Source organism: Phytohabitans rumicis (genome assembly GCF_011764445.1).
Lineage (GTDB): Bacteria > Actinomycetota > Actinomycetes > Mycobacteriales > Micromonosporaceae > Phytohabitans > Phytohabitans rumicis.
The window spans coordinates 1,466,374-1,490,316 of record NZ_BLPG01000001.1 but is presented as its reverse complement, the minus strand read 5'-3'; the positions used below and the strand labels follow the sequence as shown (position 1 = coordinate 1,490,316).

Genomic DNA, 23,943 nt, shown 5'->3' with positions numbered 1-23,943 from the left:
AGCGGCAGGAAGTTGAACGCCGGCGGGACGAGCAGCCCGTCCACCACCCGAGCCGGCTTCGGCTCGAACACCGGTGGCGCGGCCAGCGCCTGCGCCTTTCGCTGCCCGGACCGCCCCAGGCCCAGGTCGATCCGGCCCGGGTGGAAGGCGTCGAGCGTCCCAAATTGCTCGACCACCGAGACCGCGGTCTGGTGGCCGAGCTGGACGGCCCCGGAGCCGACCCGGATCCGGCTGGTCGCCGCGGCCACGAGACCGATGAGCACCGCGGTCGCCGAGCTGGCCACGCCGGGCGCGAAGTGATGCTCGGCCAACCAGTACCGCCGGTAGCCGGCCTGCTCGGCCTGCTGCGCCAGGTCGATCGTGTTACGCAGCGCTTGCGCCGGGGTGCCGCCGGACAGTACTGGCGCCAGGTCCAAAATGGACAGCGGAGTTAAGCTCATCGGCACCCCTCAGTCATGGGCGGGGAAGGGTCGGCTGACCTCCGTCGGCCCAGCCTACTAAACCTACAGAATAAGTAGGATCAGGCTGAGACCTGGGTCACACGCCGTGCAGCGCTGGGCGCGGGCGCGCGAGCAGGCCGAGGTCATCTGGTTTCTCGCCTCGCCACGGTGTCGAGCAGGGTCACGCCCAAGGGGGTGAGCGCGTAGTCGACCCGCGGTGGCACCACCGGGTGCACGGTACGGATCACCAGCCCGGTTACCGCCCACTTCTCGCCGACCCGGTCCAGGACCTCGCGGACCCGGCAGGTCGTGTCGTCGCGCGCGGCGAGGACCGCGTCTACGTCTGCGTGGTTGCCGTGATGGGTCATGCGACCACCTCGCGCAGCCGCCCGGTCTCCACCTCGTAGACGAAGCCCCGCACGTGGTCGGTGTACGGGATGAACGGGTCGGCGTCGATCCGCCGGATCGACTGGCGCACGTCCTCGTCCAGATCGGCGAACGCTTCGGCGGACCAGTCCGGCTTGATCCCGGTCTCGGCCTGGATCTTGGACTTGAAGTCGTCGTCGGTGAAGGTGAGCATGCCGCAGTCCGTGTGATGGATGAGGATGATCTCGCGGGTGCCCAGCAGGCGCTGGCTGATGGCCAGACTCCGCCGCTCGCCGGCGGTCACCACGCCGCCGGCGTTGCGGATGACATGGGCGTCGCCTTCCTGTAGACCCAGCAGCCCGTACGGGTTCAGTCGCGCGTCCATGCACGCCAGCACCGCGACGCCGCGGGCCGGAGGCAGCGGCAGATGCCCCTTGTCGAAGGTCTGTGCGTATCGCTCGGCGTTGGCGAGCAGTTCGTCGGTGACGGTCATGGCCAGCTCCCATCCGGATCACTTACACCTATCTACCCGATAGGAATTATCGACCATGGTCATGGTTCCCTCCACCTCACCGGGGCAGAAATTAGTGCGTACTTCCGCTGCGCCGTCATGGCTGCGCAGAATTCGATCGCCAGAAACGACAACCGCGATACGGAGCGAACCAACGATGACTGTGCAGGCCCCCGACCTCGACGAGACCTTCGCTATCCCGGCGGGTGCGGCCCAGCTGGACCGCGCGGCGGCTGCCTTGTGCGGCAACGGCTAGCGACGCCGCGGGCCGTCCCCTGACCCAGACCGTCCACAACACTGGCGGCAGCCCTTCACCGAGGTACGCATCGACCCCGAGCACGTGATCGGCTCGCTGGCACCGGCGAAGCTGACGCCCCTGGCCACCGTGATCACCCCAGCGATCCAGGCCGTCTTCGGCCACTTCTACCTGGGCATCGCGGAGGGCGCGCTGGCCGTCGCCCGCGACTACACCCGTACCGTCTCCCGCCCGTGGGTGCTCAGCGGCATCGACGCGGCCACCCGCGAGCCGTACGTCCTGTCCACGTACGGCAGCTTCGCCGCCCGCCTGGACGCGGCGGGCGCCCTGGCCGACCGGGTCGCCGCCCACCTCGCCGCGGCCGTCGCGCGCGGACCCGCGCTGACCTGGGACGAACGCGGCGAGGTCGCGGCGGCCGTGGCCCGGCTCAAGGTGGTCGCCACCGACGTCGCGCTGGACGTCACCGCGGGCATCTACGAGGTGACCGGGGCCCGCGCCACCAGCAATCGGTACGGCCTCGACAGATTCTGGCGCAACGTGCGCACGCACACCCTGCACGACCCGGTCGCCTACAAACGGCGCGAGGTCGGCGATCACTACCTCAACGGCGCGTACCCCGAGTTCACCCTCTACACCTGATCCGAAGGCCCACCACCTCCCGGACTTGACTCGCGAGCGAACTCAGTCCACTATTCCTACATATCAAGTGGGAAAGATCGGAGAACGGAGTCAGGTCGTGTACGTGTCCGCGCGGACCGACTACGCCGTGCGCGCCATGCTCGCCGTGGCGGCCCACCATCCGGAGTTGGCGAAGGCGGCCGATCTGGCCGCGAGTCAGGACATCCCGTACGCGTTCCTGCAAGGCATCCTGCTCGATCTGCGCCGGGCCGGCCTGCTGCACAGCCTGCGTGGGGCCGACGGTGGGTACGCCTTGACCCGTGCGCCGCAGGACATCACGGTGGGCGACGTGCTGCGCGCCACCAATGGGGCGATTACGACGGTCCGGGGGCTCCCGACTGCCGGCGCCTCGTACCACGGCGTCGCCGCCGGACTGAGCGAGGTCTGGCTGTCGGTGCACCGGGCGATCGAGGGCATCGTCGACAGCGCCAGCCTCGCCGACCTGCTCGCGCCCGGCCGTCCCGCGGCCGTACCTAACTCTTGAAAGTCTGTCGACTAGATGGGATATTCGGTCGAGAGTTGCCGCCGCTGGCATCGAGGCCCGGCAGGCGCTCGTAGTCGCTGACGCTTCACTCTTGTTTGTCCATATTCCCGACCTTTTCGCTCGGAGATATATATCGCGCGGAGACGCGCTGAAGGAGGATGGGTTCCCATGAAGATTCGGACCAGAGCGGCCGCCGCTCTCGCCCTCGTCGCCAGCTTGGCGCTGTCGGCCTGCGGTGGCGATGGAGGAGGGGAGTCGGCCGGTGAGTCCGTGACGCTGAACATCGTCGGCTTCGCCGTCCCCGAGGCGGCGAATAAGGCGATCGCCGCGGAGTGGAACAAGACCGACGCGGGCAAGGGTGTCAAGTTCAAGACCTCGTACGGCGCGTCCGGTGACCAGAGCCGCGCGGTGGTGTCCGGGCTGAAAGCCGACTACGTGCACTTCTCCGTGACCAGCGACGTGACCCGGCTGGTCGACGCCGACCTGGTCGACGCGGGCTGGAACAGCGGGGCGAACAAGGGCATCGTGTCCTCGTCGGTCGTCGTGCTCGCGGTGCGCGAGGGGAATCCCAAGAACATCCAGGGCTGGGACGACCTGATCAAGCCGGGCATCAGCATCGTCACGCCCAACCCCGCCTCGTCGGGCGCGGCCCGGTGGAACGCGCTCGCCGCCTGGGGTCACATCACCGCCAACGGCGGGACCGACGCGCAGGCGCAGGACTACCTCACCAAGCTGTTCGCGAACGTGGTAGCGCTGCCCAACAGCGGTCGGGACGCTACCACCGCGTTCCTCGGCGGTACCGGCGACGTCCTGCTCGCCTACGAGAACGAGACGATCCTGGCCCGCCAGAACGGTGAGAAGCTCGACTGGGTCCTCCCGTCGACGACCATCCTGATCGAGAACCCGGGCGCGGTGCTCAAGAACGCCAACCCGAAGGCGAAGGAGTGGCTGGACTTCGTGCTGGGTCCGCAGGGCCAGCGCCAGTTCGCGCTCAAGGGCTTCCGGCCGATCATCGACGGCGTCGACACCAAGGGTGTCGAGGGGGCGATCGATCCGAACAACCCGTTCCCGACCCCGCAGAAGCTGCTCACCGTGGACAAGGACTTCGAGAGCTGGTCGGCGTTGTCGAAGAAGTTCTTCGATGAGGACGCGGGTCTCGTCACCAAGATCATTACCGCGTCCGGGAAGGCGCAGTGACCTCGACCGCACTCGCTCCGGACCGACCGGCGGCCACCCGCCGGTCGGCCCGGGGCGGCCTGCCGCTCACCCGGGTCTCCGGCCTGGGCCTCGGGGTGGCGATGCTGTGGTTCAGCCTCCTCGTGCTCATCCCGCTGACCGCTGTGGTGGTGACGGCGTCGGAGGGCGGCTGGGGCGGCTTCTGGCGGGCGGTGACCAACGAGCAGTCCGCCGCCGCGATCCGGCTCACCGTCGGCACCGCGGCGCTCGTCACGGTGGTCAACATCGTCATGGGCACGCTCATCGCTTGGGTGCTGGTGCGCGACCGGTTCTTCGGCAAGCGAGCCCTCGAGGTCCTGATTGACATCCCGTTCGCGCTACCGACGATCGTCGCCGGCCTGGTGCTGCTGTCGCTGTACGGCCCGGACAGCCCGCTCGGGATCAACATCGCCAACACCCGGGTCGCGGTGTTCCTGGCCTTCCTGTTCGTCACGCTGCCGTTCATCGTGCGTACCGTGCAGCCGGTGCTGGCCGAACTCGACCCCGAGGTCGAGGAGGCGGCGGCGTCGCTGGGCGCGAGCCGGCTCACCACGTTCCGGCGGATCATCCTGCCCAGCCTGACCCCGGCCATCGCTGCCGGCGCCGCGCTGTCGTTCGCCCGCGGGGTGAGCGAGTACGGCTCGCTGGTCCTGCTGTCCGGCAACCTGCCGATGCGCACCGAAGTCGCCTCGGTGCGGATCCTCAGCAGCATCGAGAACGACAACCCGGACAGCGCGGCGGCCGTGGCCGCGGTGCTGTTGGCGATCTCGTTCGCCGTCATCGTCATCCTCGACGTTATCCAGCGAAGGGTGGTGCGCCGTGGCTGACCGCACCGCCGCGGCCAAGGTCCGAGCGGGTCGCCAGGGCCCAGGTCGGTACGTCCTGCGCCTCGTGGTGACCGCGTACCTGTTCCTGCTCGTCGCGTGGCCGCTCTACCTGGTCGGGCGCAACGCGTTCGAGGACGGCTTCACCGACCTGAACGCGATCCTCGACGACCCCGATGTGGTCCACGCGCTGAAGCTCACCGTGGGCATCGCGATCACCGCCGTCGTCATCAACACGGTGTTCGGCGTCGGTATCTCCATGCTGATCGTCCGCTACGACTTTCCCGGCAAGCGGCTGCTCAACGCCCTGCTGGACGTGCCGCTGTCGATCTCGCCCATCGTCGTCGGCCTCTCGCTGGTACTGGTCTACGGCGGCCGCGACGGCTGGTTCGGGCCGACCCTTGAAGCGATGGGCTTCCAGATCATCTTCGCGGTGCCGGGCATGGTGATGGCGACGGTCTTCGTGGCCCTGCCCCTGGTGATCCGGGAGGTCGTGCCCGTCCTGGAAGAGATCGGCGACGAGCAGGAACAGGCCGCGCGGAGCCTCGGCGCCAACGCGTTCCAGACCTTCCGCCGGATCACCCTGCCCGCTATCAAGTGGGGCGTCACGTACGGGGTCGTGTTGAGCCTCGCCCGTTCACTCGGCGAGTTCGGTGCGGTCAAGGTCGTGTCCGGCAACGTGCTCGGCCAGACCCGCACGGCCACCCTCGTGGTCGAGGAGAAGTACCTGAACTTCGACCGCGGCGGCGCCTACGCCACCGCGTTCCTCCTCGCCCTCGTCGCGGTGGCCGCCATTATCGTCGTCTCCGTCATCCGGCCGAAGGACAACCGTTGAGCATCGAGATCACCAACGTGGGCAAGCGCTTCGGAGACTTCGTCGCGCTCGACAACATATCCGTGAACATCCCGGCCGGCCAGCTCACCGCGCTGCTGGGCCCCTCCGGCGGAGGAAAGTCCACCCTCCTGCGCATCATCGCCGGGCTGGAGCGCACCGACACCGGCAAGGTCCAGATCGAAGGCATCGACGCGACCGACTTGCCGCCGCAGAAACGCAACGTGGGCTTCGTGTTCCAGCACTACGCGGCGTTCAAGCACCTGTCGGTACGCCGCAACGTGGCCTTCGGCCTGGAGATCCGCAAACGCCCCAAGGCCGAGATCCGCCGCCGCGTCGACGAACTCCTCGCCCTCGTACACCTGGAACAGTTCGCCGATCGGCTGCCCTCGCAGCTGTCCGGCGGGCAGCGCCAGCGGATGGCGCTCGCCCGCGCCCTGGCCGTCGAGCCGACGGTGCTTCTGCTGGACGAGCCGTTCGGCGCCCTCGACGCCAAGGTCCGCAAGGAGCTGCGGGACTGGCTGCGCCGCCTGCACGACGAAGTGCACGTCACCACCGTCTTCGTCACCCACGACCAAGAGGAGGCGCTCGAGGTCGCCGACGAGATCGTCGTCATCAACGAAGGGCGGATCGAGCAGATCGGATCACCCGACCAGCTGTACGACGAGCCGGCCAACGACTTCGTCATGCGCTTCCTTGGCCCGGTCACCCAACTGGGCGACCAACTCGTCCGCCCGCACGACCTGCAACTCCACAGCGGCGCGGCGGATCCGGCCGGCGTGCCGGGGCAGGTCACCAGGATCACCCGCATCGGCTTCGAGATCCGGGTGGAGGTGACCACGGCCGACGACCAGGCGGTCACGGTGACGCTCACTCGCAACGAGTTCCTGGATCTGGGCCTCGAGCTCGGCACCGCGGTGTTCATCCGGATCGCGCCGCATAGTCCTACCACGACAGTGACACAAACGGGCGAGTCGTCCGCCGAACCCGCGAGCCTCGCCCCATCCCGCTAAAGGAAGCCGATGTGGGCTGTGATGTCGCGGGACCGGGAGATGGTGTCCGGCGCCACGACGGCGGTGCGCTCACCGCAGTTGACCGGCGATTCGGCGCAGCCCGGCGCGGATCCGCGGCTCGCCGAGTTCAGGTAGCAGCGCGGCCATGTGTTCGGCGGCCAGGGCGGCCAGGAGAACGTGTGCGGCATGATCCGGGTCGGGTACGCCGGCCAGCAGGATCGCCAGGTGCCGGTGCCAGAATCGGTAGGCCCCGATCCGGTAGCGGGCGCCGGGTGCGGCGGTCTCCGACATCCGTACCAGGTCCAGGTGCTCCAGTAGGTAGTCCAAATAGGCGTCGAGGAATGCGGTGAGCCGTTGGGCCGGGGGCGCCCCGGGGCCGAGTGGCGGCGGTCCGTGCAGGATGGCCTCCTGCAGCACCCGCTCGCGCGTGTCGAGCAGCGCAGCGGCTAACCCGGCCTTGTCTCCGAAGCGGCGGAACAACGTGCCCTTGCCTACCCCGGCAGTGGCCGCGATCTCGTCCATGGAGACCGTGGCCACACCGTGCTCGGCGAAGAGCCGGGCGGCCGCGTCGAGTACGGCCGCCCGGTTGCGCGCGGCGTCCGCTCGTTCCTTGGGCGGCGGGCTACGGAGCAGTTCCAGAGGCATTGCAGAACCGGACCGTGGTCCGCTACTGTCTCCAGGCATAACCGGACTATAGTCCGATCCCCTTGGAGGTAGCGACATGACCGCACTGATCACCCGAGACGAACTGAAGGCGGCGATCGGCGCCGGGACCGTCACCGTTGTCGACGCGCTGGGCGGCGAGTACCACGCCAAGCAGCACCTGCCCGGCGCCATCGCCCTGCCCCCTGCCGAGGTGGACGCGCAAGCCTCGGCCCTGCTGCCGGACCGCGACGCCGCGATCGTCACGTACTGCTCCAACCCGGCCTGCCCTAACAGCGGACAGGTCGCCGACCGGCTCACCGCCCTTGGCTACACCAACGTCCGCAAGTATCGCGAGGGCATCGAGGACTGGACTGCCGCCGGCCTGCCCACCGAATCCCTCTGAGGCCAGCCAGAGCCGTTGACCGCTGGCGGCGGCTGAGCAGCAATGCCAGCCGCCGCTGGTCGTCCTCGCCGGCGCCCGGACACCCACCTCACGCCCTTAGCGGCGGGTGCTGCCGCCGTCCGCGACGATGATCTGGCCCGTGATGAACGCCGAACAGCACGCCCGCCGCCGTACGCACCCGGGTCCGCATCCCGCTGCGCTTCCCCGACGCCTACTCCGTCACGACGGAGGCCGTCACGTTCCGCGGCCTGGTCGACGGGGCGGAGCACGTCGCGCTCGTGCTCGGTGACCTGTCCACCGCCCGGCCTCCGCTGGTGCGGCTGCACTCTGAGTGCCTCACCGGGGACGTCTTCGGCTCGGCCCGCTGCGACTGCGGCCCACAGCTGCGCAAGGCCGTGCAGCGCATCGACGCCGTCGGCGGCGTGCTGCTTTACCTGCGCCAGGAGGGCCGCGGCATCGGTCTGTACAACAAGCTCGACGCGTACGCCCTGCAGGACGCCGGCCTGGACACCTATCAGGCCAATATCGCCCTCGGCCTGCCCGAGGACGACCGCGACTACACGGCGGCCGCGCAGATGCTGACCGCCCTCCGCGTCACCGAGCTGGACCTGCTCACCAACAACCCCGACAAGGCGCAGCAACTGCGCGACCTGGGCATCACCATCGCCGAGACCGTGCCCACGGGCGTACACGCGACCCCCAGCAACCTGAACTACCTGCACGCCAAGGCCCAGCACACCAACCACACCATCCCGCTGCCCGAGCTGACCCGCGTGGTCGAGAAGACCGGCCCGGGCGTCACCCGGTTCCGCCCCGGGGACCGCGTCTACGGGCAGTTCATGCGCCTTCCGCAGGGACAGGGCTCCTACGCCGAGTACGTCCTCGCCGAAGAGGACGGCAAGATCGCCCACATCCCCGAGACCCTGTCCTTCGGGGGACGGCCCCAGATGTCAGGGTCTTGCTGCTTTGGGCGCGGCCGTGGACTGGCGCACGATCAGGTCGGTCGCCAGCTGAATGTGCATGCCGCGTGGGTTTTGGCCGTTGATGAGCTGGATGAGCATCGTGGCCGCTGTCGAGCCCATCTCCGAAAGGGGCTGGCGTACGGTCGTGAGGCTGGGGGAGATCAGCTTGGCGGCGTCGACGTCGTCGAAACCGACGATGGACAATGCGTCCGGCACCGGAAGCTTGAGCGTGTGCGCGGCTTGGAGCGCCCCGAAAGCGAGCCGGTCGTTGAACGCGAAGATGGCGGTGGGCGGGTCCGGCTGGCGCATGAGGTCGAGCGCCGCTTCGTAGCCTCCGGCCGATTCGGTGTATCCGCTCACCCGTACGAGGCTCTGGTCGAGACCGATCCCGGCTTGTTCGAGTGCTTCCCGGGTACCGTGCAACCGCTCCCTGGTGCTGAAGAAGTGGGACTCACCGGTGATGATCGCGATCCGGTGGTGGCCCAGTGCGAGGAGGTGCTCGATGGCGTGGCGGGCTCCCATCGCGTTGGTCGCCGTGACCCATGGCATGGGAGCCGTCACCTGGTCGGTCGGGTCGATGATCACGAATTTGAAGCCGCTGTCGTAGAGGGCGGATATCTCCCAGTTGGACCGCGCCGGCAGGAGCAGGAGAGCGCCGTCGACCCCTGTCCGCACGAACTCGCGGATGGCGTCGGTTTGGCGGTCTCCCTCGTGCTGGGTCGTCTCCAGGACGAGGCTCAGCCCGGCGTCATGGATCACCTGCGCGGCACCGGCCAGGATCCGAGCGAAGTACTCGGCCTCGATGCGGGGCAGGGTTACCGCGATGCGTCCGGTCTGGCCGGTCGAGAGCGCTCGCGCTGGCTGGTTGCCGGTGAAGCCGTGCTCGCGAGCGAGCCGGGCGATGACGGATCGGGTGGCGGCGGACACACCGGGCTTCCCGCTCAACGCGCGGGACACCGAGGCCACCGACACCCCAGCCATGCGGGCAAGGTCCTGCATGGTGGCTGGTTCGCCCGCGGTCATCCACTGCTCCTGATCTGACGTCGGCCCACCGACCCGCGGCGGCTGACACCCGCGAGCGCAATCGGTTGCGCACAGTTTGCCACAACCCCTGGCGGGCCGGACAACCCCGCCGAGGGCTTGTACCACGTCGATCCGCAGGTCGTTGACGTCTCGCGCAGGGTGGTGATACGTTCCACGGCACGCAAGCGGTTACGTAGTCTTTGCGTACACGTAACAGTTACCGCCGGCAGCCGCGGCGGCGGACCGCATCCGTCGCTGTCAACGCGGCTTGTGGCTACCCCATAGACCGAGGATCACCAACGACGAGGAGACCTCATGAAACGATTCAGGTATGCGGTGGCCGTTGCGGCCGCTGCCGTCCTTGCCCTCACGGCTTGCTCGGCGAACAACGACACTGGCGGCGGGGACAGCGGGGTGGCGGCCGACGGGACGGCCACGGTCAAGGCGAAGGAGCTGACCGTCTGGACGAGCACCGGTGATCAGCCCTACGTTCGCGAGGCGTACAAGAACTTCGAGCAGAAGTTCGGCGTCAAGGTGAACCTCGTCGAGATCACCGCGGACGGCCTGGAAAACCAGGTGCAGACCAAGTGGGCCAGCGGCGACCGGCCGGACCTGTTGGAGTACCACGCGACAGCGCTGTTCTGGGCGCTCAACCCGGCGAAGAACATGATCGAGATGTCGAACATGCCGTACGTCCAGCGGTCCGGGGAGCTCTACAAGACCGCGGGCTCGCTCGACGGCAAGATCTACGCCGCGATCACCGTCGGTCCGGGGTTGTTCGGCATGTACTACAACAAGAAGGTGCTGGCGGACGCCGGACTCAGCGCGCCAAAGACCTACGCCGACCTGGAAAACATCTGCACCACGCTCAAGCAGAAGGCGCCCGGCGTCGCCACGATCTACGAGGCCGGTGGGTCCCAGTGGCCGACGCAGATCCAGATCCTCATGAACCTCGCCGGCGCCGAAAAGAGCCAGAACTACTCCGGAGAGTTGCTCACCAAGAAGGCGACCCTGGACGACCCCGCGGGACCGTTCGTCGCGGCGCTCACCCAGTACAAGAAGCTCCAGTCGATGGGCTGCTTCAACAAGGACGCGACCACCGCCAAGTCCGAGCCGTCCTTCAAGGCGCTCGCCGACGGCAAGGCGGCGTTCCTCCCGCAGTCCACCAGCTCGCTTCCGCAGCTGACCGCGGTGTACGGCGACGATCTCGCCAAGGCCAGCGCCGCGATCGGATGGGCGTCGCCGTCGGCGAGCAGCACGACGTCCGCCTGGTCGCCGTCCTTCAACGGCACCTGGTACGTGCCGAAGACCGGCAACGCCGACCGCGAAAGCACCGCGCTGGCCTTCATCCAGTGGATCACCACGGACGGGTACCAGGACTATCTGACCTCGACGAAGCGGTTTCCGGCGTTGACCGGCGCCACGGCCACGACACCGACGGGCATCAACCAGGAGTTCTGGAACGCCTACGAGGCAGACAAGGCACTCGCCGTCAACGCCAACCTCGTCGGCTTCAGCGCCCAGTTCCCTACCTTGATGTCGGGCCTGCTCAGCGGGCAGTACACGCCCGAGCAGGCCGCCAAGCTCGCCCAGGAAGCACTGGCGCAAGGGGCGAAATCGGCACACGTGACGGGCTGGTAGAAGCCTGCGATGACGTACGCGCCGAGTGACACCGCGCCGGCGGCGCAAGGCAGGGCCGAGCCCTCCCTTGCGCCGCGGCGCCCGCGTCAGCGAAAAATCGGACAGGGCGGATGGTGGCCGTTCATCGTCCCGGCCTTCGCCCTCGTGGCCGCCTTCTTCACCGTGCCGTTCCTGCTCAACCTCCGGTTCGCGTTCACCGACTGGAGCGGGTACTCGGACGTCATCTCCTTCAACGGACTGGAGAACTTCCGAGCCCTCATCAGCCAGGACATCCTGTGGCAGGCCATCAAGGTCACGCTCCTGTACGCGGTGCTGGCCATGATCATCCAAAACCTGTTCAGTCTCTCCATGGCGCTGGTGTTGCAGCGCTCCAACAGAGTGAACGGGTTCTTTCGATCGTTCTTCTTCCTTCCCGTGCTCGTCGCTCCGGTGGCCGCTGGCTACATCTGGGGCGCCATCCTCGCACCACAGGGGCCACTGAACAGCTTCATCTCGCTTTTCGTCGGCGGGTTCGACTACGCCTGGCTGGGGCACGGGACCAGCGCGCTGGTCAGCCTGGCGTTCGTCGACGCGTGGAAGTGGAGCGGTCTGATCACCTTGGTCTACATCGCCGGGCTCAACAACATCCCCGAGTCGCTCACCGAGGCGGCGACGGTCGACGGCGCGAACGCGTGGCAGCGATTCTGGCGCATCCGGTTTCGGCTCCTGGCGCCCGCGTTCACCTTCACCGTGGTCGTCACGATGCTCGGCGCCATCAACGCCTTCGACCTCGTCGCCGCGACGACCCGCGGCGGTCCCGGCACCGCGACCATGGTGCTCAACATCGCGATGTTCAACCAATACGGCAGCGGCTTCTTCGGGATGGCGAGTTCGCTCAGCCTCGTCGTGACGGTCCTCGTCATCGTGCTCGGGCTACCGCTCATCGCGTACCTGCGGCGCCGCGAGGTCGAAGCATGAGCACCAAGTCAAAGAGCCGCTGGCGGGGCGGCGCCCGGATAGCCGTGCTCAGCGTCATCGCGCTGCTCTGGGTCGTGCTGCCACTGTGGATGCTCCTGGTGAACTCGGCCAAGCCGCTGGAAGAGGCGTCGCTGCTGGAGCTGGACCTGCCGAAAGAGTGGGCCCTCTGGGACAACTACTCCTTCGTCATCAACGAAGGTCACTTCTTCCGAGCCCTCGTCAACAGCCTCGTCGTCGTCGTGCCCACGATCGCCGTCATCGTCGTCCTCGGCGCGATGGCCGCCTGGGCGTACGCGCGGTCACGGTCCATGACCGCGCGGGTCGCGTACAACATCACGGTGCTCTCCATCGTGCTGCCCGCGGCCATCCTGCCGACCATCTACGAGCTGCAGACCCTCGGGATCGACGGCAGCAGGTTCGGCTACTTCCTGGTGATGGCCGGCACCCGGATGGGGAACGTCGTCTTCCTGGCCACCGGCTTCATCAAGTCGGTGCCGCGAGACCTGGAGGATTCGGCATCCATCGACGGCGCCAACCGGATGCAGATCTTCCTGCGCATCATCTTCCCGCTCACCGTTCCCGTGCTCCTGGTCGGGTCCGTGATCCTGATCATCTCCACCTGGAACGAGTTCTTCTTCGCGGGATTCCTGCTCCAGGGCTCGGATCGGGCGACGCTGCCGCTGGCGCTGTACCACTTCGCGTCCGCGTCGGCGGATCAGCCGGTGCTGCGCTGGAACGTCATTTTCGCCCACGTCGTGCTGACGAGCATTCCGCTCGTACTGGCGTACCTACTTGTCCAGCGGCGCGTCGTCCCCGGGCTGTCGTCTGGCGCTATCAAGGGATGAGGACAATGCGCAACGCTTTCCCGCCGGGCTTCTTCATCGGTGCCGCCACGGCCGGCCACCAGATCGAGGGAGGCAACGTCGCGAGCGACAGCTGGGCGCTCGAACACGTGCCAGACACCGTCTTCAAGCACCACAGTGGAGACGCGGCGGACTTCTACAACCGGTGGCCGGACGACGTGGCGATGGCGGCGGGCGTGGGGTTGCGAGCCCTGCGGTTCAGCGTCGAGTGGTCGCGCGTCGAGCCGGTTCCCGGTGAGTTCTCCCGGGCGCAGCTGGATCACTACCGGAGGCTGGCCGCCGCGTGCCGTGCTGCCGGCCTGCGCACCGTCGTCACCTTCAACCACTGGACCACGCCGCTGTGGTTCGCCGCCGAGGGCGGATGGACGAACCCGCACGCCGTGGACCGCTTCGTGCGGTACGTGAACGTGACGGCGGCCCACCTGGCCGGCGAGATCGACTGGGCGATCACGCTCAACGAACCCAATGTCGCCACGGTGGCCGCCGTCGGCGGCGGTGGCGTGGGCGGTGCGGCGGTCGGCGACCTCGGCCTCGCGCTGGAGCACGCCAGCCGCCGGCACCCGAGCACCACCGGCTCGTTCAAACCGATGATGTTGTGGGACGGCGACCAGCTAGGCCGGTACGCGGAGGCGCACCGCCGCGCCACCGAAGCGATCAAGTCGCACGTCGACGTTCCGGTCGGCTGGTCGCTGGCGTGTGTGGACTACCAGGCGGTGCCCGGCTTCGAGGAGCGTGCGGCGGCGGTGCGGGACCAGGCGGTCACCCGCTGGCTCGAGGTCAGCCGGGACGACGACTTCGTCGGCGTGCAGAACTACACGCGCCGCCTCGTCGGCGCCGGCGGCGTCGAGAAGCCACCGGCCGGCACACCGGTGGATGACCTCGGCTGGGAGCTGTATCCCGCGTCGCTCACCAACGCCGCGCGGTATGCGGCCTCGGTATCCGGGCGCCCGGTCGTGATCACCGAGCACGGCGTGTGCACCTTCGACGACTCGCTGCGGCTGGAGCACACCGGCCGGGCGCTGGACCTGCTCGCCGCGGCGGTGGCCGAGGGCCTCGACGTGCGCGGCTATCTCCATTGGACGCTGCTGGACGAGTTCGAGTGGTTCTCCGGGTACGACGTGACGTTCGGCCTCGTCGAGGTGGACTGGCGGACCTTCGAGCGCCGGCCGCGGCCCTCGGCCGCCTGGCTGGGCGGCATCGCCGCCGGCGTGGCGGCCGGATGAGCGCCGGCTATCAGGACCGCGGCGCGGTGTTCATCGGGCCGCGCGCGAGGCCGACCAGCGAAGCCGAGGACCCGGCAGTCTACTTCCGGCGCGAGTTCGAGGTGGCGCAGGACGTCGTGTCGGCGACGCTGTGGGTCACCGCGCTCGGCGTCGTGGAACCGTATCTGAACGGCGCTCCCGTCGGCGACGAGGTGCTCGATCCCGGCTGGACGTCGTATCGCCACCGCCTGGTGGTCCGCAGCCACGACGTCACTCATCTGGTGCGTCCCGGTGCGAACGCCTTCGGCGCGATCGTCGGCGAGGGCTGGGCGACCGGGCGGCTGGGCTACGCGGAGATCTGCCGGCGGCGCCAGTTCGCCGACCGGGTCGGGCTCTTCGCCGTGATCGACCTGAACTACTCCGACCGCAGGGAAGTCGTCGTGACCGACCGGCTGTTCCGGGCGGGCGAGGGATCGGTGCGCGCGAACAGCGTCTACGACGGTGTCACCATCGACGCGCGCATGGAGCCCAACGGGTGGCACCAGCCCGGGTTCGACGACAGCGGATGGGGTCCGGTCGAGGCGATCGAATGGGATCGGGCCACGCTCGTCGACCCGGTCGCCCCGCCGATCCGGCGCATCGAGGAACTGGCGCCACGGGACATCCGGCCGTCCCGGCGGGCGACGACGATCGTCGACTTCGGACAGAACATCTCGGGCTGGGTACGCCTGCGGCTCACCGGCCCACGCGGGCGGCTCGTGACGATCCGGCACGCGGAGGTCCTCGTCGACGGTCTGCCGGACTACACCACCTTGCGCACGGCGCAGGCCACGGATCGGTACCTGCTGGCAGGCTCCGGGACAGAGGAATTCGAGCCGCGGTTCACCTACCACGGGTTCCGCTACGCCGAGATCGAAGGACTCCCGCACGACATCTCGCCCGACGACGTGCGCGCCGTCGTCGTCCACAGTGACATGACGCGAACCGGGTGGTTCGAGACCTCGGACGAGCTCGTCAACCGCCTGCACGAAAACGTGGTCTGGTCGATGCGCGACAACTTCGTCGGGCTGCCGACCGACTGCCCGCAGCGCGACGAGCGACTCGGCTGGACCGGCGACATCAACGCGTTCGCGCCCACCGCCGCCTATCTCTACGACGTCTCCGGTGTCCTGGGCTCGTGGCTCGCCGACCTGGCCGCCGAGCAACGCGAGCGCGGCTTCGTCCCGTACGTGGTCCCCGACGTACAGGGCACATACAAGTCACCGGCAGCACTGTGGAGCGACGTGGCGGTCAGCCTTCCCTGGGCCCTGTACTGGCAGTACGGCGACATCGAGATCCTGCGCCGCTCATACGAGTCCATGGTGGCGTTCACCCGGAGCGTGGAGGCGCTGCTCGACGAGCGCGGCCTGTGGAGCGCGGGCTTCCAGTTCGGTGACTGGCTCGATCCTTCCGCCCCGCTGACCAGCCCGCGCCGCGGAAAGACCGATCCGCACCTCGTCGCCACGGCATACCTCGCGAAGGTCGCGCGGGAGATGGCGGCCACCGCCCAGGCGTTGGGGCAGGTGGGCGACGCGAAGCACTTCACCGCGCTCGTCGAGCGCGTACGTGCCGCCTTCCGCGCCGAGTACGTCACCCCCAACGGCCGGATCACCAACGAAAGCGCGACCGCGTACGCCCTCGCGATCCAGTTTGGACTCCTCGATGCGGGTCAGCTGCCCACCGCGGGCACGCGGCTGGCCGACCTCGTCCGCCGGGACGCCGGTCGGATCTCCACCGGGTTCGCCGGCACACCGCACGTCGCCCACGCGCTGACCCGTACGGGCCATACGGATGCCGCCTACGCGTTGCTCCTGCAGCGCGAAGCGCCATCGTTCCTGTATCCCGTCACCCGAGGGGCGACGACGATCTGGGAGCGATGGGACGCGATCCTTCCCGACGGCACCGTCAACCCCTCCGGCATGACGTCCCTCAACCACTACGCCCTCGGCTCGATCGCGCACTGGCTGCACGCCGTCGTGGCCGGCCTCGAAGCGACCAGCCCGGGCTACCGCACCGTACGCATCGCACCCCAGCCCGGTGGCGGCCTCACCTTCGCCAAGGCGGCACACGACACCCCTCGTGGAAGGCTTGCGGTGCGGTGGCACCAGGCGAATGGCACCATGGAGTTGGCGGTGGTCGTCCCGCCGGGAACGACAGCGATCGTCGAACTCCCGCTGCATCCGACCGGCGACTCGGAGCGGGTCGGCCCGGGAGAGCACCGCTGGACATACCCGGCGCGCCAGCGGCCGCACGAGCTCGCGCTCGACAGCCCGATCGACGCACTCGCCGGCGACGACGCCACCTGGGCCAGGATCGCAGCGATCCTGCAGTATCACCTGCCCCATCTGCCGCTCGACGCCGTTGTCGAGAGCAATGCGGCCATGCCGCTGTCGGCCGTCCTGAACGACTTTTCCGCGCTCCCCGCCAGCGCTCGTGAGGAGATTGCCGCCGCCATACAGAGCGAGGCCGGGGGCAACAAGCGGCAACCAGTGGACGGTGGCGCCCGCCGGCCGATCAGATTGGTCCCTCCACCCCACGTGACGGAGGACCAGCGATGACGACCTTCCCGGCGGGCTTTCTCTGGGGCGCGGCCACCGCGCCGCACCAGATCGAGGGCAACAACGTCAACAGCGACTTCTGGGCCAGCGAAGGTCGCGTGCCGGGAATGGAACGCAGCGGCGACGCCTGCGACAGCTACCACCGGTACGCCGAGGACATGCGTCTCCTGGCCGACGCCGGCCTGAACGCCTACCGGTTCGGCATCGAATGGGCGCGCGTCGAGCCGGAGCCCGGCCTGATCTCGCGCGCGGAGCTGGCGCACTACCGGCGCATGATCGACAAGGCGCTCGAGTTCGGGTTGACGCCGGTCGTCACGCTGCACCACTTCACCAACCCCCGGTGGTTCGCCGAGGAGGGCGGCTGGGCGGGGGAGCGTGCCATCGAGCGGTTCCGGGCCTACGTCGAGACCGTGACCACCATCCTCGACGGCGTGCCGTGGGTGTGCACGATGAACGAACCGAACATGCTGGCGCTGATGACCATGCTGGCCCGCCTCGCCGCCGACCCCGAGCTGGCCGCGCAGTGGCAGAGCCCGACGGTCGACGAGGGCGTGCGGCCGGTCCTGCCCGACCCCGACCCGCGGATCGGGCGTCGCCTGGTCGAGGCGCATCACGCGGTCCGCGACCTGGTCCGGGAGCGCACCGGCGCCGCGGTCGGCTGGACCGTCGCTAGCCAGGCGCTGGTCGCGCGCCCCGGCGGGGAGGAGAAGCTCCGCGAACTCCAGTACGTCCGGGAGGACCTCTACCTGGAGGGTGCGAAAGGTGACGACTTCGTCGGCGTGCAGTCGTACTCCAGCCAGTGGGTGAACGGGACCGGCATCGAGCCCGCCCCGCCAAGCCCGGACAACACGCTGGTCGGCACCGCGTACCGGCCGGACGCGATCGGCCTCGCGGTGCGCCACACCTGGGAGGCGACCGGCGGCATCCCGATCCTCATCACGGAGAACGGGATCGCGATCGGCGAGGACGAGCGGCGCGTCGCATACACGAGCGAGGCGTTGCGTCATCTGGGCGCGGCGATGGCCGACGGTGTGGACGTGCGCGGATACCTGCACTGGAGTCTGCTGGACAACTACGAATGGGGGCATTGGGCGCCCACGTTCGGGCTGATCGCGGTGGATCGCGAGACGTTCGTGCGGACCCCGAAGCCGAGCCTGGCGTGGCTGGGCGAGGTGGCCCGCCGCAACGCGCTCTGAAATGCCCTAGGCGAGGCCGCGGGCGGCGATCACCAGGGCGTTCCGGACGGTGTCGCGCAGGGCCACCGGGTCGCTGTCGGCCGGGTCGGTGGTGAACGCGTAGTGCTCCATCGCGGCCCGCAGGGCGCCGTTGATGGTGGCGGCGTGTACCCGGATGGTCAGATCGGGGGCGGGCAGGCCGGCGCGGCGGGCGAGCGCGTCGGCGATGATCGGCTCGGAGTCGTCCTGGGAGTGCAGCCACACCAGCCGAAGGCCGGGCTCGGTGCGCGTGAGCCGCACCAGGTCGAGTATCGCCGGGATGTCCGCGCCCATCTCGTCGGCGGCGATCGCGTCGGCGGTGCCCTGCTCCATGGCTTCGTAGAAGGCGGCGACGTCGTCGCCGCGTCGCCAATCGCGGAGGGCCTTCGCGGTGACCGCCAACGGCTCGGTGAGCAGTGGCAGCACGCAGCGTTCCTTGTTGGGGAAGTGGCGCCACAGGCTCCGGACGGAGATCCCGACCGCGGCGGCGATCTCCTCGGCCGAGGTGGCGGCCACGCCCTTGGCGGTGAACAACCGTACGGCCTGCCGGGCGATCTCCCGGCGGATCTCCGCCTTGTGCCGCTCGGTCAGCGGGGGCCGACCCACCTGCCGCGTGCGGCCACTCACGCCACCGCCGGCCTCACCTTGCCCGCCTGACACACATACCTCCCGGTCACCGGCCTGCTCGACCCATCCTAGGGTGGCGAACTCCAATTGTTGGCAATCGGTTGCCAAAAGTTGTGGGTTCAGGTTAGCTGGTGCGATGACAGACCAGTCGGACGCCCTCGGTCGCGGGCCTACGATCTATGACGTCGCCCGCGCCGCCGGGGTGGCCGCGTCGACCGTTTCCCGGGCCTTCTCACGCCCGGGACGGGTGCGTTCCGAGACGGCGGAGCGGATCAGGCGGGTCGCCGCGGAGCTCGGCTACCATGCGCACCCGATCGCCCGGGCGGCGCCGACCGGTCGCACGTCGATGGTGGCGTTGGTGATCTCCGACATCACCAACCCGTTCTCCAACCAGATCATCCACGGCGCGCATGTCGCGGCGGTCGAGGCCGGCTACTCGCTCCTGCTCGCCGACGCGCAGGAGTCCGGCCTGCGCGAGCGGGAGGTCCTGGAGCGCGTGATGCCCACTGTGGACGGTGTCGTGCTGGCGACGTCGCGGATGCCGGACGCGGCGATCCGCACGATCGCCAAGCAGCGGCCGCTGATCGTGCTCAACCGGACGATCGCCGACGTGCCATGCATCGTGACCGACAACCCCCGCGGCATGCGGCGCGCGGTCGAGCACCTGGCGGCGCTGGGGCATCAGCGGATCTCGTACGCCGCCGGGCCGGAGGCGTCGTGGGCGGACGGCATCCGCTGGCGGTCGCTGCGGGCCGCCGCCACCGAACTGGGGCTGCACGTGCGCCGGATCGGCCCGGGTGAGCCGACGATCAGCGGTGGCGCCGTGGCCGCGACCGAACTGCTGCGGCATCCCACCAGCGCGGTGATCGCCTACAACGACCTGGTCGCGATCGGCCTGATGCAGGCGCTCACGGCGCGAGGTGTCGCCGTGCCCCGCGACGTGAGCGTCGTCGGGTTCGACAACGTGTACGCGGCGGAGCTGGTGACGCCGGCGCTGACCACCGTCGCCGCGCCGCTGCACGCGATGGGGCTCACCGCGGTACGCAACCTGCTCGCCGTGGTCCGCGGAGCCAAGCCGCACGCGCTGGAGCCGGTGATGCTGCCGTCGCGGCTCGTGGTGCGCGCGTCCACTTCTCACCTGAGGCGGAACAGGACCTCGCCGGCCTGGGCGACGAGGAGGGTGTCGGGGTCGTCGGCGAAGTCGTCGAGCCTGACGGTGTCCGGGTCGCGGTAGTTGAGGTTCGCGCGGTGCACGACGTCTGGCGGGATGCCGGTGGCGAGGGTGACGGTGACCCGGTTGCGCTCGCCTTCGGTCGCGGACCACGTGCCGGCACCGCGCAGGTGGGTCGAGTGGGCGAGCACGCCCCAATGGTGGTGTGCGAACCGATCCCACTGGCCGAGGAAGTAGTCGCGGCAGTGGTACCCGATCTCCTCGATCTCCGGGTGCGTCGCCGACAGCCGGTTGATGTGCGGGGCGTAGAGGATGACCTCGCCGCCGTCGGCGACGACCGGCTCCACCTTGTAGAAGCCCTTCGCGCCGGTCCACATGTCGTCGTACTTGGCCGGGATGACCGACAACACGCGGGATACCGGTGTATCCAAATAGGACACGTGTGCGCGCGCCGACACGTCCGCGCACGCCGTCCAGGCTTCCTCCGGCGTGCCGAACGCCGCCGCGTGCAGCGCGCCCGTGCCGGATCGCACCACCACGCACAGCGCCAGCCGCCGGCTCGGGATCAGCCCGGCGGCCTCGTCGATGAGCGCGCGCACCGGCGTGACGCCGCGGGTGCCGATGATGGCGGCGCTGGTGATGAGGGCGCCCAGCCAGTGCGAGAAGTCGATGATCTCCTGGCCGGCGACACCGGGGAAGAAGTACTTGTTGCCGCCGGAGAAGCCGACCACCTCGTGCGGGAACACCGGGCCGACCACCAGGCACACGTCGTGGTCGACGACCGCCCGGTTGAGCACCACCTCGACCGCGCGTTTCATGCGGCCCCCGGACAGCTCCGCGACCCGGTCGGCGTCGATGCTGCCCAGCGACACGAGGGCCTCGGGGTCCCACCACTCGTGGTTGCGGATCACCCAGCCGGGGTACGGGCCGCCGAGGTGCGCGCGCAGTTGGGCGTCGCTCATCGGCGCATGGGTGCCCAACGCTACGAGAACGGTCACCCGTGCGGCCCGCCCCCGCAGGGCCTCATGGACCGCGCCCAGCAGCAGCGGCAGCGGGCAACTGCGGGTCGCGTCCGGCACGATGACGCAGACGCTGCGCCCGTCCAGGTCGGCGCCGGCCAGATGCTCGGCAACGTAGGCCCGGACCGTGTCGTCGTCGAGAACATCGCTGGTCACCTCCCCACCTTTGCCACAACCGCGCCGTGGCGGCAAGGACCGGCGGCAACACGTGGCAACCGGTTGGCGCCGTCGCCGGCGGGGCCACATGCTCCGGGCATGGCGACCGCACGCGTACCCCTGACGCTGCATCCGGACCGACTCCTGCCGGCCGGTGGCGCGGTGCGGCCGATCGCGCGCCGCCTCTACGCGGCGGTGCGGGACCTACCGATCATCTCCCCGCACGGGCACGTCGACGCCCGGATCCTGCGCGATGACGTCCCGTTCACCGACCCGACCGCGCTGTTCATCCAGCCGGATCACTACGTGACGCGGCTGCTGCACGCGGGCGGTGTGCCGTTGGACCGGCTCGGCGTCGGCGAAGGACCGCTGCCGGAGGATCGCGCCCGGGAGGCGTGGCGACTGTTCTGCGCCAACTGGGCGGTGTTTCGGGGCACCCCGGTGCAGTATTGGCTGGCCAGCGAGCTCGCGGACATCTTCGGCGTCACCCACCGTCCCGACACCGCAGATCCCGACGAGCTCTACGACCATGTCGCCGCCCAGTTGCCGGAGGCGCGGAACCGCCCGCGGGCCTTGCTGGAGCGCTTCGGCATCACGTTCCTGGCGACCACCGACGATCCCGCCGACAGCCTTGACGCTCACGCCGCCATCGCCGCCGACCAGGCCGTTTCGACGCGCGTGGCGCCGACGTTCCGCCCCGATCGTTACCTGGAGGTGGCCCGCCCGGGCTGGGGCGACGCGGTCAAGCACCTCGGTGTGGTCGCTGACGTCGACACCGGCCACTACGACGGCTACGTCGCGGCGCTCGAACAACGCCGGCGACACTTCGCCGCGCATGGCGCCGTTTCCGCCGACCACAGCCACGCCGACGCCGGTGCGGCCCCGCTGCAGTGGACCGACGCCGAGCGTATCTACGCCCGGGCGCTCGCCGGCGTGGTCACCGCCGCCGAAGCGACCGCGTTCCGCCAGCACATGATCCTCGAGATGGCGCGGATGTCCTGCGACGACGGGCTCGTCATGACCCTCCACCCGGGGTGTACCGCAACCACCACCCGGCGACGCTCGCCGCGTTCGGCCCGGACACCGGCCACGACATCCCCACCACGGTGGAGTTCACCCGGGCGCTGCGGCCGTTGCTGGCCCGCTTCGGCACTCACCCGAACCTGCACCTGGTGCTGTTCACCGTGGACCCGACCGTGTACGCCCGCGAGATCGGCCCGCTCGCCGGCTTCTACCCGTCCGTCTACGCCGGCGTGCCCTGGTGGTTCCTCGACAACCCGGCCGCCATCCGCCACTTCCACGAGTCGGTCACCGAGATCGCCGGGTTCCCGCGGCTGTCCGGGTTCATCGACGACACCCGGGCCTTCTGCTCCATCCCGGCACGCCACGACATGGCCCGCCGGCTCGACGCCGGCTACCTGGCCGGGCTCGTCGCCGCCCACCGCCTCGACGAGGACGAGGCGCTCGACACCCTCACCCGCCTCGTCTCCGTGCAACCACAGAAGGTCTTCAAGCTGTGAAAACCCTGCGCCGCGCCACGCCGGCGCCGCCCGTCCGCGCCATCCATCTCGGCCTCGGCAACTTCTTCCGCGCCCACCAGGCCTGGTACACCGCCGCCGCCCCGGACGCCGCGGAGTGGGGGATCGCCGCGTTCACCGGTCGCTCGCCCGCGCTGGCCGACATTTTGCGCGTCCAGGACGCCCTCTACACCCTCGTCGTACGCGGGCCTGAGCGCGACGAGACAACCACGCCCGAATCGCTGAGCGAGGTCCATGCCGGCACCGACCACGACGCGTGGCGGCGGCTCTGGCAGCGGCCCGAGATCGCGCTCGCCACTCTGACCGTCACGGAAGCCGCTTACCGGCGCGGACCCGACGGCGGACTGGACGACACCGATGTCGCGGTCCAGGACGACATCGCCGCGCTGCGCGCCGGCGAGGCGCAGGACGTGCGGACCGTGCCGGGCCGCCTCGTGGCCGGACTCGCCGCCCGACGCGCGGCCGGCGGTGGCCCGGTCGCCATCGTCTCCTGCGACAACCTGCCCGACAACGCCGACGTCGCCGGACGGGCCGTGCACGAGCTTGCGGGTCTCGTCGACCCGGCACTCGATCGGTGGATCGGTGACAACGTGTCCTTCGTGACGACGGTGGTCGACCGGATCACCCCGGCGACGTCCCCCGTCGACCTCGCCAGCGTGGCTCGCCTGACCGGGCACGCCGACGCCGTACCGGTGGTCACCGAGCCCTACCACGAATGGATCCTCAGTGGACACTTCCCGGCCGGCCGCCCGGCCTGGGACGCCGTCGGCGCCCGGTTCGTCACCGACGTCCTGCCGCATGAGCAGCGCAAGCTGTGGCTGCTCAACGGCGGGCACTCGCTGCTGGCGTACTCCGGTGGCGCCCGCGGCCATGCGACCGTCTCCGAGGCGCTCGCCGACCCGATCTGCCGCCAGGTATTGGAGCGTTGGTGGGACGAGGCAGCGCGGCACCTGACGCTGCCCGGCGCGGAGATCGCGGCCTACCGTGCCGCGCTCGTCGAGCGCTGGTCCAACCCGCGTATCGAGCACCGCCTGGAACAGATCGCCGCCGACGGATCCCAGAAAATCCCCATCCGCATCCTGCCCGTACTGCGCCTGTCCCGCGCCGAAGGACATCTGCCCGCTGGCGCCGTGCACGTCCTCGCCGCCTGGATCGGGCACCTGCGCGGCCGGTCGACACCGATCCGCGACGCCGCCGCAGCACCGTTCGTCGCCGCGGCCGCCTCGCCGCGGGACGTGCTCGCGCTGCTCGACCCCGGCTGGCCGCCGACCGGGAGCTCGTGACCGCGCTCGACGCCGAACTGGAC

The 23,943-nt window shown here is 69.6% G+C and carries 21 protein-coding genes and 3 pseudogenes; 17 read left to right on the top strand and 7 right to left on the bottom strand.

What is annotated here, in order from left to right; genetic code table 11:
* Positions 1-146: 146 nt before the first annotated feature.
* From Prum_RS51005 to Prum_RS06060, 3 genes and pseudogenes are all read right to left on the bottom strand, one after another.
* Positions 147-440: pseudogene (locus tag Prum_RS51005) on the bottom strand (LLM class flavin-dependent oxidoreductase); the annotation flags it as partial.
* Between the two features lie 143 nt (positions 441-583).
* A complete protein-coding gene (locus Prum_RS51000) occupies positions 584-808 on the bottom strand; it encodes a winged helix-turn-helix transcriptional regulator (RefSeq protein ID WP_246277679.1) in 225 nt (74 codons plus the stop codon).
* Positions 805-1,299 carry a beta-class carbonic anhydrase gene (locus tag Prum_RS06060; protein WP_173074674.1) on the bottom strand — a complete coding sequence of 165 codons (495 nt, stop codon included), beginning with the start codon at positions 1,297-1,299 and terminating at the stop codon, positions 805-807. Before Prum_RS06060 ends, Prum_RS51000 begins: the two co-directional genes overlap by 4 nt.
* A gap of 358 nt (positions 1,300-1,657) precedes the next feature.
* Between Prum_RS06060 and Prum_RS06055 the strand changes: the two genes are divergently transcribed.
* From Prum_RS06055 to Prum_RS06030, 6 genes are all read left to right on the top strand, one after another.
* Positions 1,658-2,212 carry an acyl-CoA dehydrogenase family protein gene (locus Prum_RS06055; protein ID WP_218577098.1) on the top strand — a complete coding sequence of 185 codons (555 nt, stop codon included), beginning with the start codon at positions 1,658-1,660 and terminating at the stop codon, positions 2,210-2,212.
* A gap of 97 nt (positions 2,213-2,309) precedes the next feature.
* The gene (locus Prum_RS06050) at positions 2,310-2,735 is read left to right on the top strand and encodes an RrF2 family transcriptional regulator (protein ID WP_173074672.1); all 426 of its coding nucleotides are present in this window, start codon (positions 2,310-2,312) and stop codon (positions 2,733-2,735) included.
* 168 nt (positions 2,736-2,903) lie between these two features.
* Complete coding sequence (locus Prum_RS06045; protein WP_173074670.1) at positions 2,904-3,932, top strand: sulfate ABC transporter substrate-binding protein; 1,029 nt, start codon at positions 2,904-2,906, stop codon at positions 3,930-3,932.
* Complete coding sequence (gene cysT / locus Prum_RS06040; protein WP_173074668.1) at positions 3,929-4,777, top strand: sulfate ABC transporter permease subunit CysT; 849 nt, start codon at positions 3,929-3,931, stop codon at positions 4,775-4,777. The genes Prum_RS06045 and cysT overlap by 4 nt, the downstream gene beginning before the upstream one ends.
* Complete coding sequence (locus Prum_RS06035; protein ID WP_173074666.1) at positions 4,770-5,609, top strand: sulfate ABC transporter permease; 840 nt, start codon at positions 4,770-4,772, stop codon at positions 5,607-5,609. The genes cysT and Prum_RS06035 overlap by 8 nt, the downstream gene beginning before the upstream one ends.
* The gene (locus Prum_RS06030; RefSeq protein WP_173074664.1) at positions 5,606-6,619 is read left to right on the top strand and encodes a sulfate/molybdate ABC transporter ATP-binding protein; all 1,014 of its coding nucleotides are present in this window, start codon (positions 5,606-5,608) and stop codon (positions 6,617-6,619) included. Before Prum_RS06035 ends, Prum_RS06030 begins: the two co-directional genes overlap by 4 nt.
* 69 nt (positions 6,620-6,688) lie before the next feature.
* On the opposite strand, the gene Prum_RS06025 is transcribed toward Prum_RS06030, so the two are convergent.
* On the bottom strand, positions 6,689-7,264 hold the full coding sequence (locus Prum_RS06025; protein ID WP_246277678.1) for a TetR/AcrR family transcriptional regulator: 576 nt from the start codon (positions 7,262-7,264) through the stop codon (positions 6,689-6,691).
* Positions 7,265-7,340: 76 nt separating this feature from the next.
* On the opposite strand from Prum_RS06025, the gene Prum_RS06020 reads away from it, so the two are divergent.
* On the top strand, positions 7,341-7,667 hold the full coding sequence (locus Prum_RS06020; RefSeq protein WP_173074660.1) for a rhodanese-like domain-containing protein: 327 nt from the start codon (positions 7,341-7,343) through the stop codon (positions 7,665-7,667).
* A gap of 188 nt (positions 7,668-7,855) precedes the next feature.
* A pseudogene (locus Prum_RS06015) lies at positions 7,856-8,428 on the top strand (GTP cyclohydrolase II); the annotation flags it as partial.
* Between the two features lie 189 nt (positions 8,429-8,617).
* Here the strand turns inward: Prum_RS06015 and Prum_RS54945 are convergent.
* Complete coding sequence (locus tag Prum_RS54945) at positions 8,618-9,610, bottom strand: LacI family DNA-binding transcriptional regulator (RefSeq protein ID WP_173083444.1); 993 nt, start codon at positions 9,608-9,610, stop codon at positions 8,618-8,620.
* 357 nt (positions 9,611-9,967) lie between these two features.
* Here Prum_RS54945 and Prum_RS06000 point away from each other — a divergent pair, with 357 nt between their 5' ends.
* From Prum_RS06000 to Prum_RS05975, 6 genes are read left to right on the top strand one after another with little or no spacing between them, the layout of a single operon-like run.
* Positions 9,968-11,293 (top strand): ABC transporter substrate-binding protein, encoded by a 1,326-nt coding sequence (locus Prum_RS06000; protein ID WP_173074659.1) that lies wholly within the window; start codon positions 9,968-9,970, stop codon positions 11,291-11,293.
* Positions 11,294-11,302: 9 nt separating this feature from the next.
* Entirely contained in the window at positions 11,303-12,250 is a 948-nt protein-coding gene (locus tag Prum_RS05995) for a carbohydrate ABC transporter permease (protein WP_173074657.1), read from the top strand.
* Complete coding sequence (locus Prum_RS05990) at positions 12,247-13,095, top strand: carbohydrate ABC transporter permease (RefSeq protein WP_173074656.1); 849 nt, start codon at positions 12,247-12,249, stop codon at positions 13,093-13,095. Before Prum_RS05995 ends, Prum_RS05990 begins: the two co-directional genes overlap by 4 nt.
* Before the next feature lie 5 nt (positions 13,096-13,100).
* A complete protein-coding gene (locus Prum_RS05985; RefSeq protein WP_173074654.1) occupies positions 13,101-14,336 on the top strand; it encodes a family 1 glycosylhydrolase in 1,236 nt (411 codons plus the stop codon).
* Complete coding sequence (locus tag Prum_RS05980) at positions 14,333-16,912, top strand: glycoside hydrolase family 78 protein (RefSeq protein ID WP_173074653.1); 2,580 nt, start codon at positions 14,333-14,335, stop codon at positions 16,910-16,912. Before Prum_RS05985 ends, Prum_RS05980 begins: the two co-directional genes overlap by 4 nt.
* The gene (locus Prum_RS05975) at positions 16,909-18,108 is read left to right on the top strand and encodes a glycoside hydrolase family 1 protein (protein WP_173074651.1); all 1,200 of its coding nucleotides are present in this window, start codon (positions 16,909-16,911) and stop codon (positions 18,106-18,108) included. Before Prum_RS05980 ends, Prum_RS05975 begins: the two co-directional genes overlap by 4 nt.
* A gap of 6 nt (positions 18,109-18,114) precedes the next feature.
* Here Prum_RS05975 and Prum_RS05970 read toward each other — a convergent pair whose 3' ends face one another.
* Entirely contained in the window at positions 18,115-18,753 is a 639-nt protein-coding gene (locus tag Prum_RS05970; RefSeq protein ID WP_173074649.1) for a TetR/AcrR family transcriptional regulator, read from the bottom strand.
* Positions 18,754-18,889: 136 nt separating this feature from the next.
* On the opposite strand from Prum_RS05970, the gene Prum_RS05965 reads away from it, so the two are divergent.
* The gene (locus Prum_RS05965; RefSeq protein WP_173074647.1) at positions 18,890-19,987 is read left to right on the top strand and encodes a LacI family DNA-binding transcriptional regulator; all 1,098 of its coding nucleotides are present in this window, start codon (positions 18,890-18,892) and stop codon (positions 19,985-19,987) included.
* Here the strand turns inward: Prum_RS05965 and Prum_RS05960 are convergent.
* Positions 19,888-21,099, bottom strand: a complete 1,212-nt coding sequence (locus Prum_RS05960) for a lactate racemase domain-containing protein (RefSeq protein ID WP_246277677.1) — start codon at positions 21,097-21,099, stop codon at positions 19,888-19,890. The two genes, Prum_RS05965 and Prum_RS05960, sit on opposite strands and share 100 nt — an antisense overlap.
* On the opposite strand from Prum_RS05960, the pseudogene uxaC reads away from it, so the two are divergent.
* A pseudogene (gene uxaC, locus Prum_RS54400) lies at positions 21,046-22,619 on the top strand (glucuronate isomerase). The gene Prum_RS05960 and the pseudogene uxaC sit on opposite strands and share 54 nt — an antisense overlap.
* Positions 22,616-23,920 carry a mannitol dehydrogenase family protein gene (locus Prum_RS05950; RefSeq protein ID WP_246277676.1) on the top strand — a complete coding sequence of 435 codons (1,305 nt, stop codon included), beginning with the start codon at positions 22,616-22,618 and terminating at the stop codon, positions 23,918-23,920. Before uxaC ends, Prum_RS05950 begins: the two are co-directional and overlap by 4 nt.
* Positions 23,921-23,943: the final 23 nt, after the last annotated feature.

Coding starts and splice junctions, on each gene's coding strand:
- Prum_RS51000 (WP_246277679.1), bottom strand. CDS start 808: ATGACCCATCACGGCAACCACGCAGACGTAGACGCGGTCCTCGCCGCG.
- Prum_RS06060 (WP_173074674.1), bottom strand. CDS start 1,299: ATGACCGTCACCGACGAACTGCTCGCCAACGCCGAGCGATACGCACAG.
- Prum_RS06045 (WP_173074670.1), top strand. CDS start 2,904: ATGAAGATTCGGACCAGAGCGGCCGCCGCTCTCGCCCTCGTCGCCAGC.
- Prum_RS06025 (WP_246277678.1), bottom strand. CDS start 7,264: ATGCCTCTGGAACTGCTCCGTAGCCCGCCGCCCAAGGAACGAGCGGAC.
- Prum_RS06020 (WP_173074660.1), top strand. CDS start 7,341: ATGACCGCACTGATCACCCGAGACGAACTGAAGGCGGCGATCGGCGCC.
- Prum_RS54945 (WP_173083444.1), bottom strand. CDS start 9,610: ATGGCTGGGGTGTCGGTGGCCTCGGTGTCCCGCGCGTTGAGCGGGAAG.
- Prum_RS06000 (WP_173074659.1), top strand. CDS start 9,968: ATGAAACGATTCAGGTATGCGGTGGCCGTTGCGGCCGCTGCCGTCCTT.
- Prum_RS05995 (WP_173074657.1), top strand. CDS start 11,303: ATGACGTACGCGCCGAGTGACACCGCGCCGGCGGCGCAAGGCAGGGCC.
- Prum_RS05990 (WP_173074656.1), top strand. CDS start 12,247: ATGAGCACCAAGTCAAAGAGCCGCTGGCGGGGCGGCGCCCGGATAGCC.
- Prum_RS05985 (WP_173074654.1), top strand. CDS start 13,101: ATGCGCAACGCTTTCCCGCCGGGCTTCTTCATCGGTGCCGCCACGGCC.
- Prum_RS05980 (WP_173074653.1), top strand. CDS start 14,333: ATGAGCGCCGGCTATCAGGACCGCGGCGCGGTGTTCATCGGGCCGCGC.
- Prum_RS05975 (WP_173074651.1), top strand. CDS start 16,909: ATGACGACCTTCCCGGCGGGCTTTCTCTGGGGCGCGGCCACCGCGCCG.
- Prum_RS05965 (WP_173074647.1), top strand. CDS start 18,890: ATGACAGACCAGTCGGACGCCCTCGGTCGCGGGCCTACGATCTATGAC.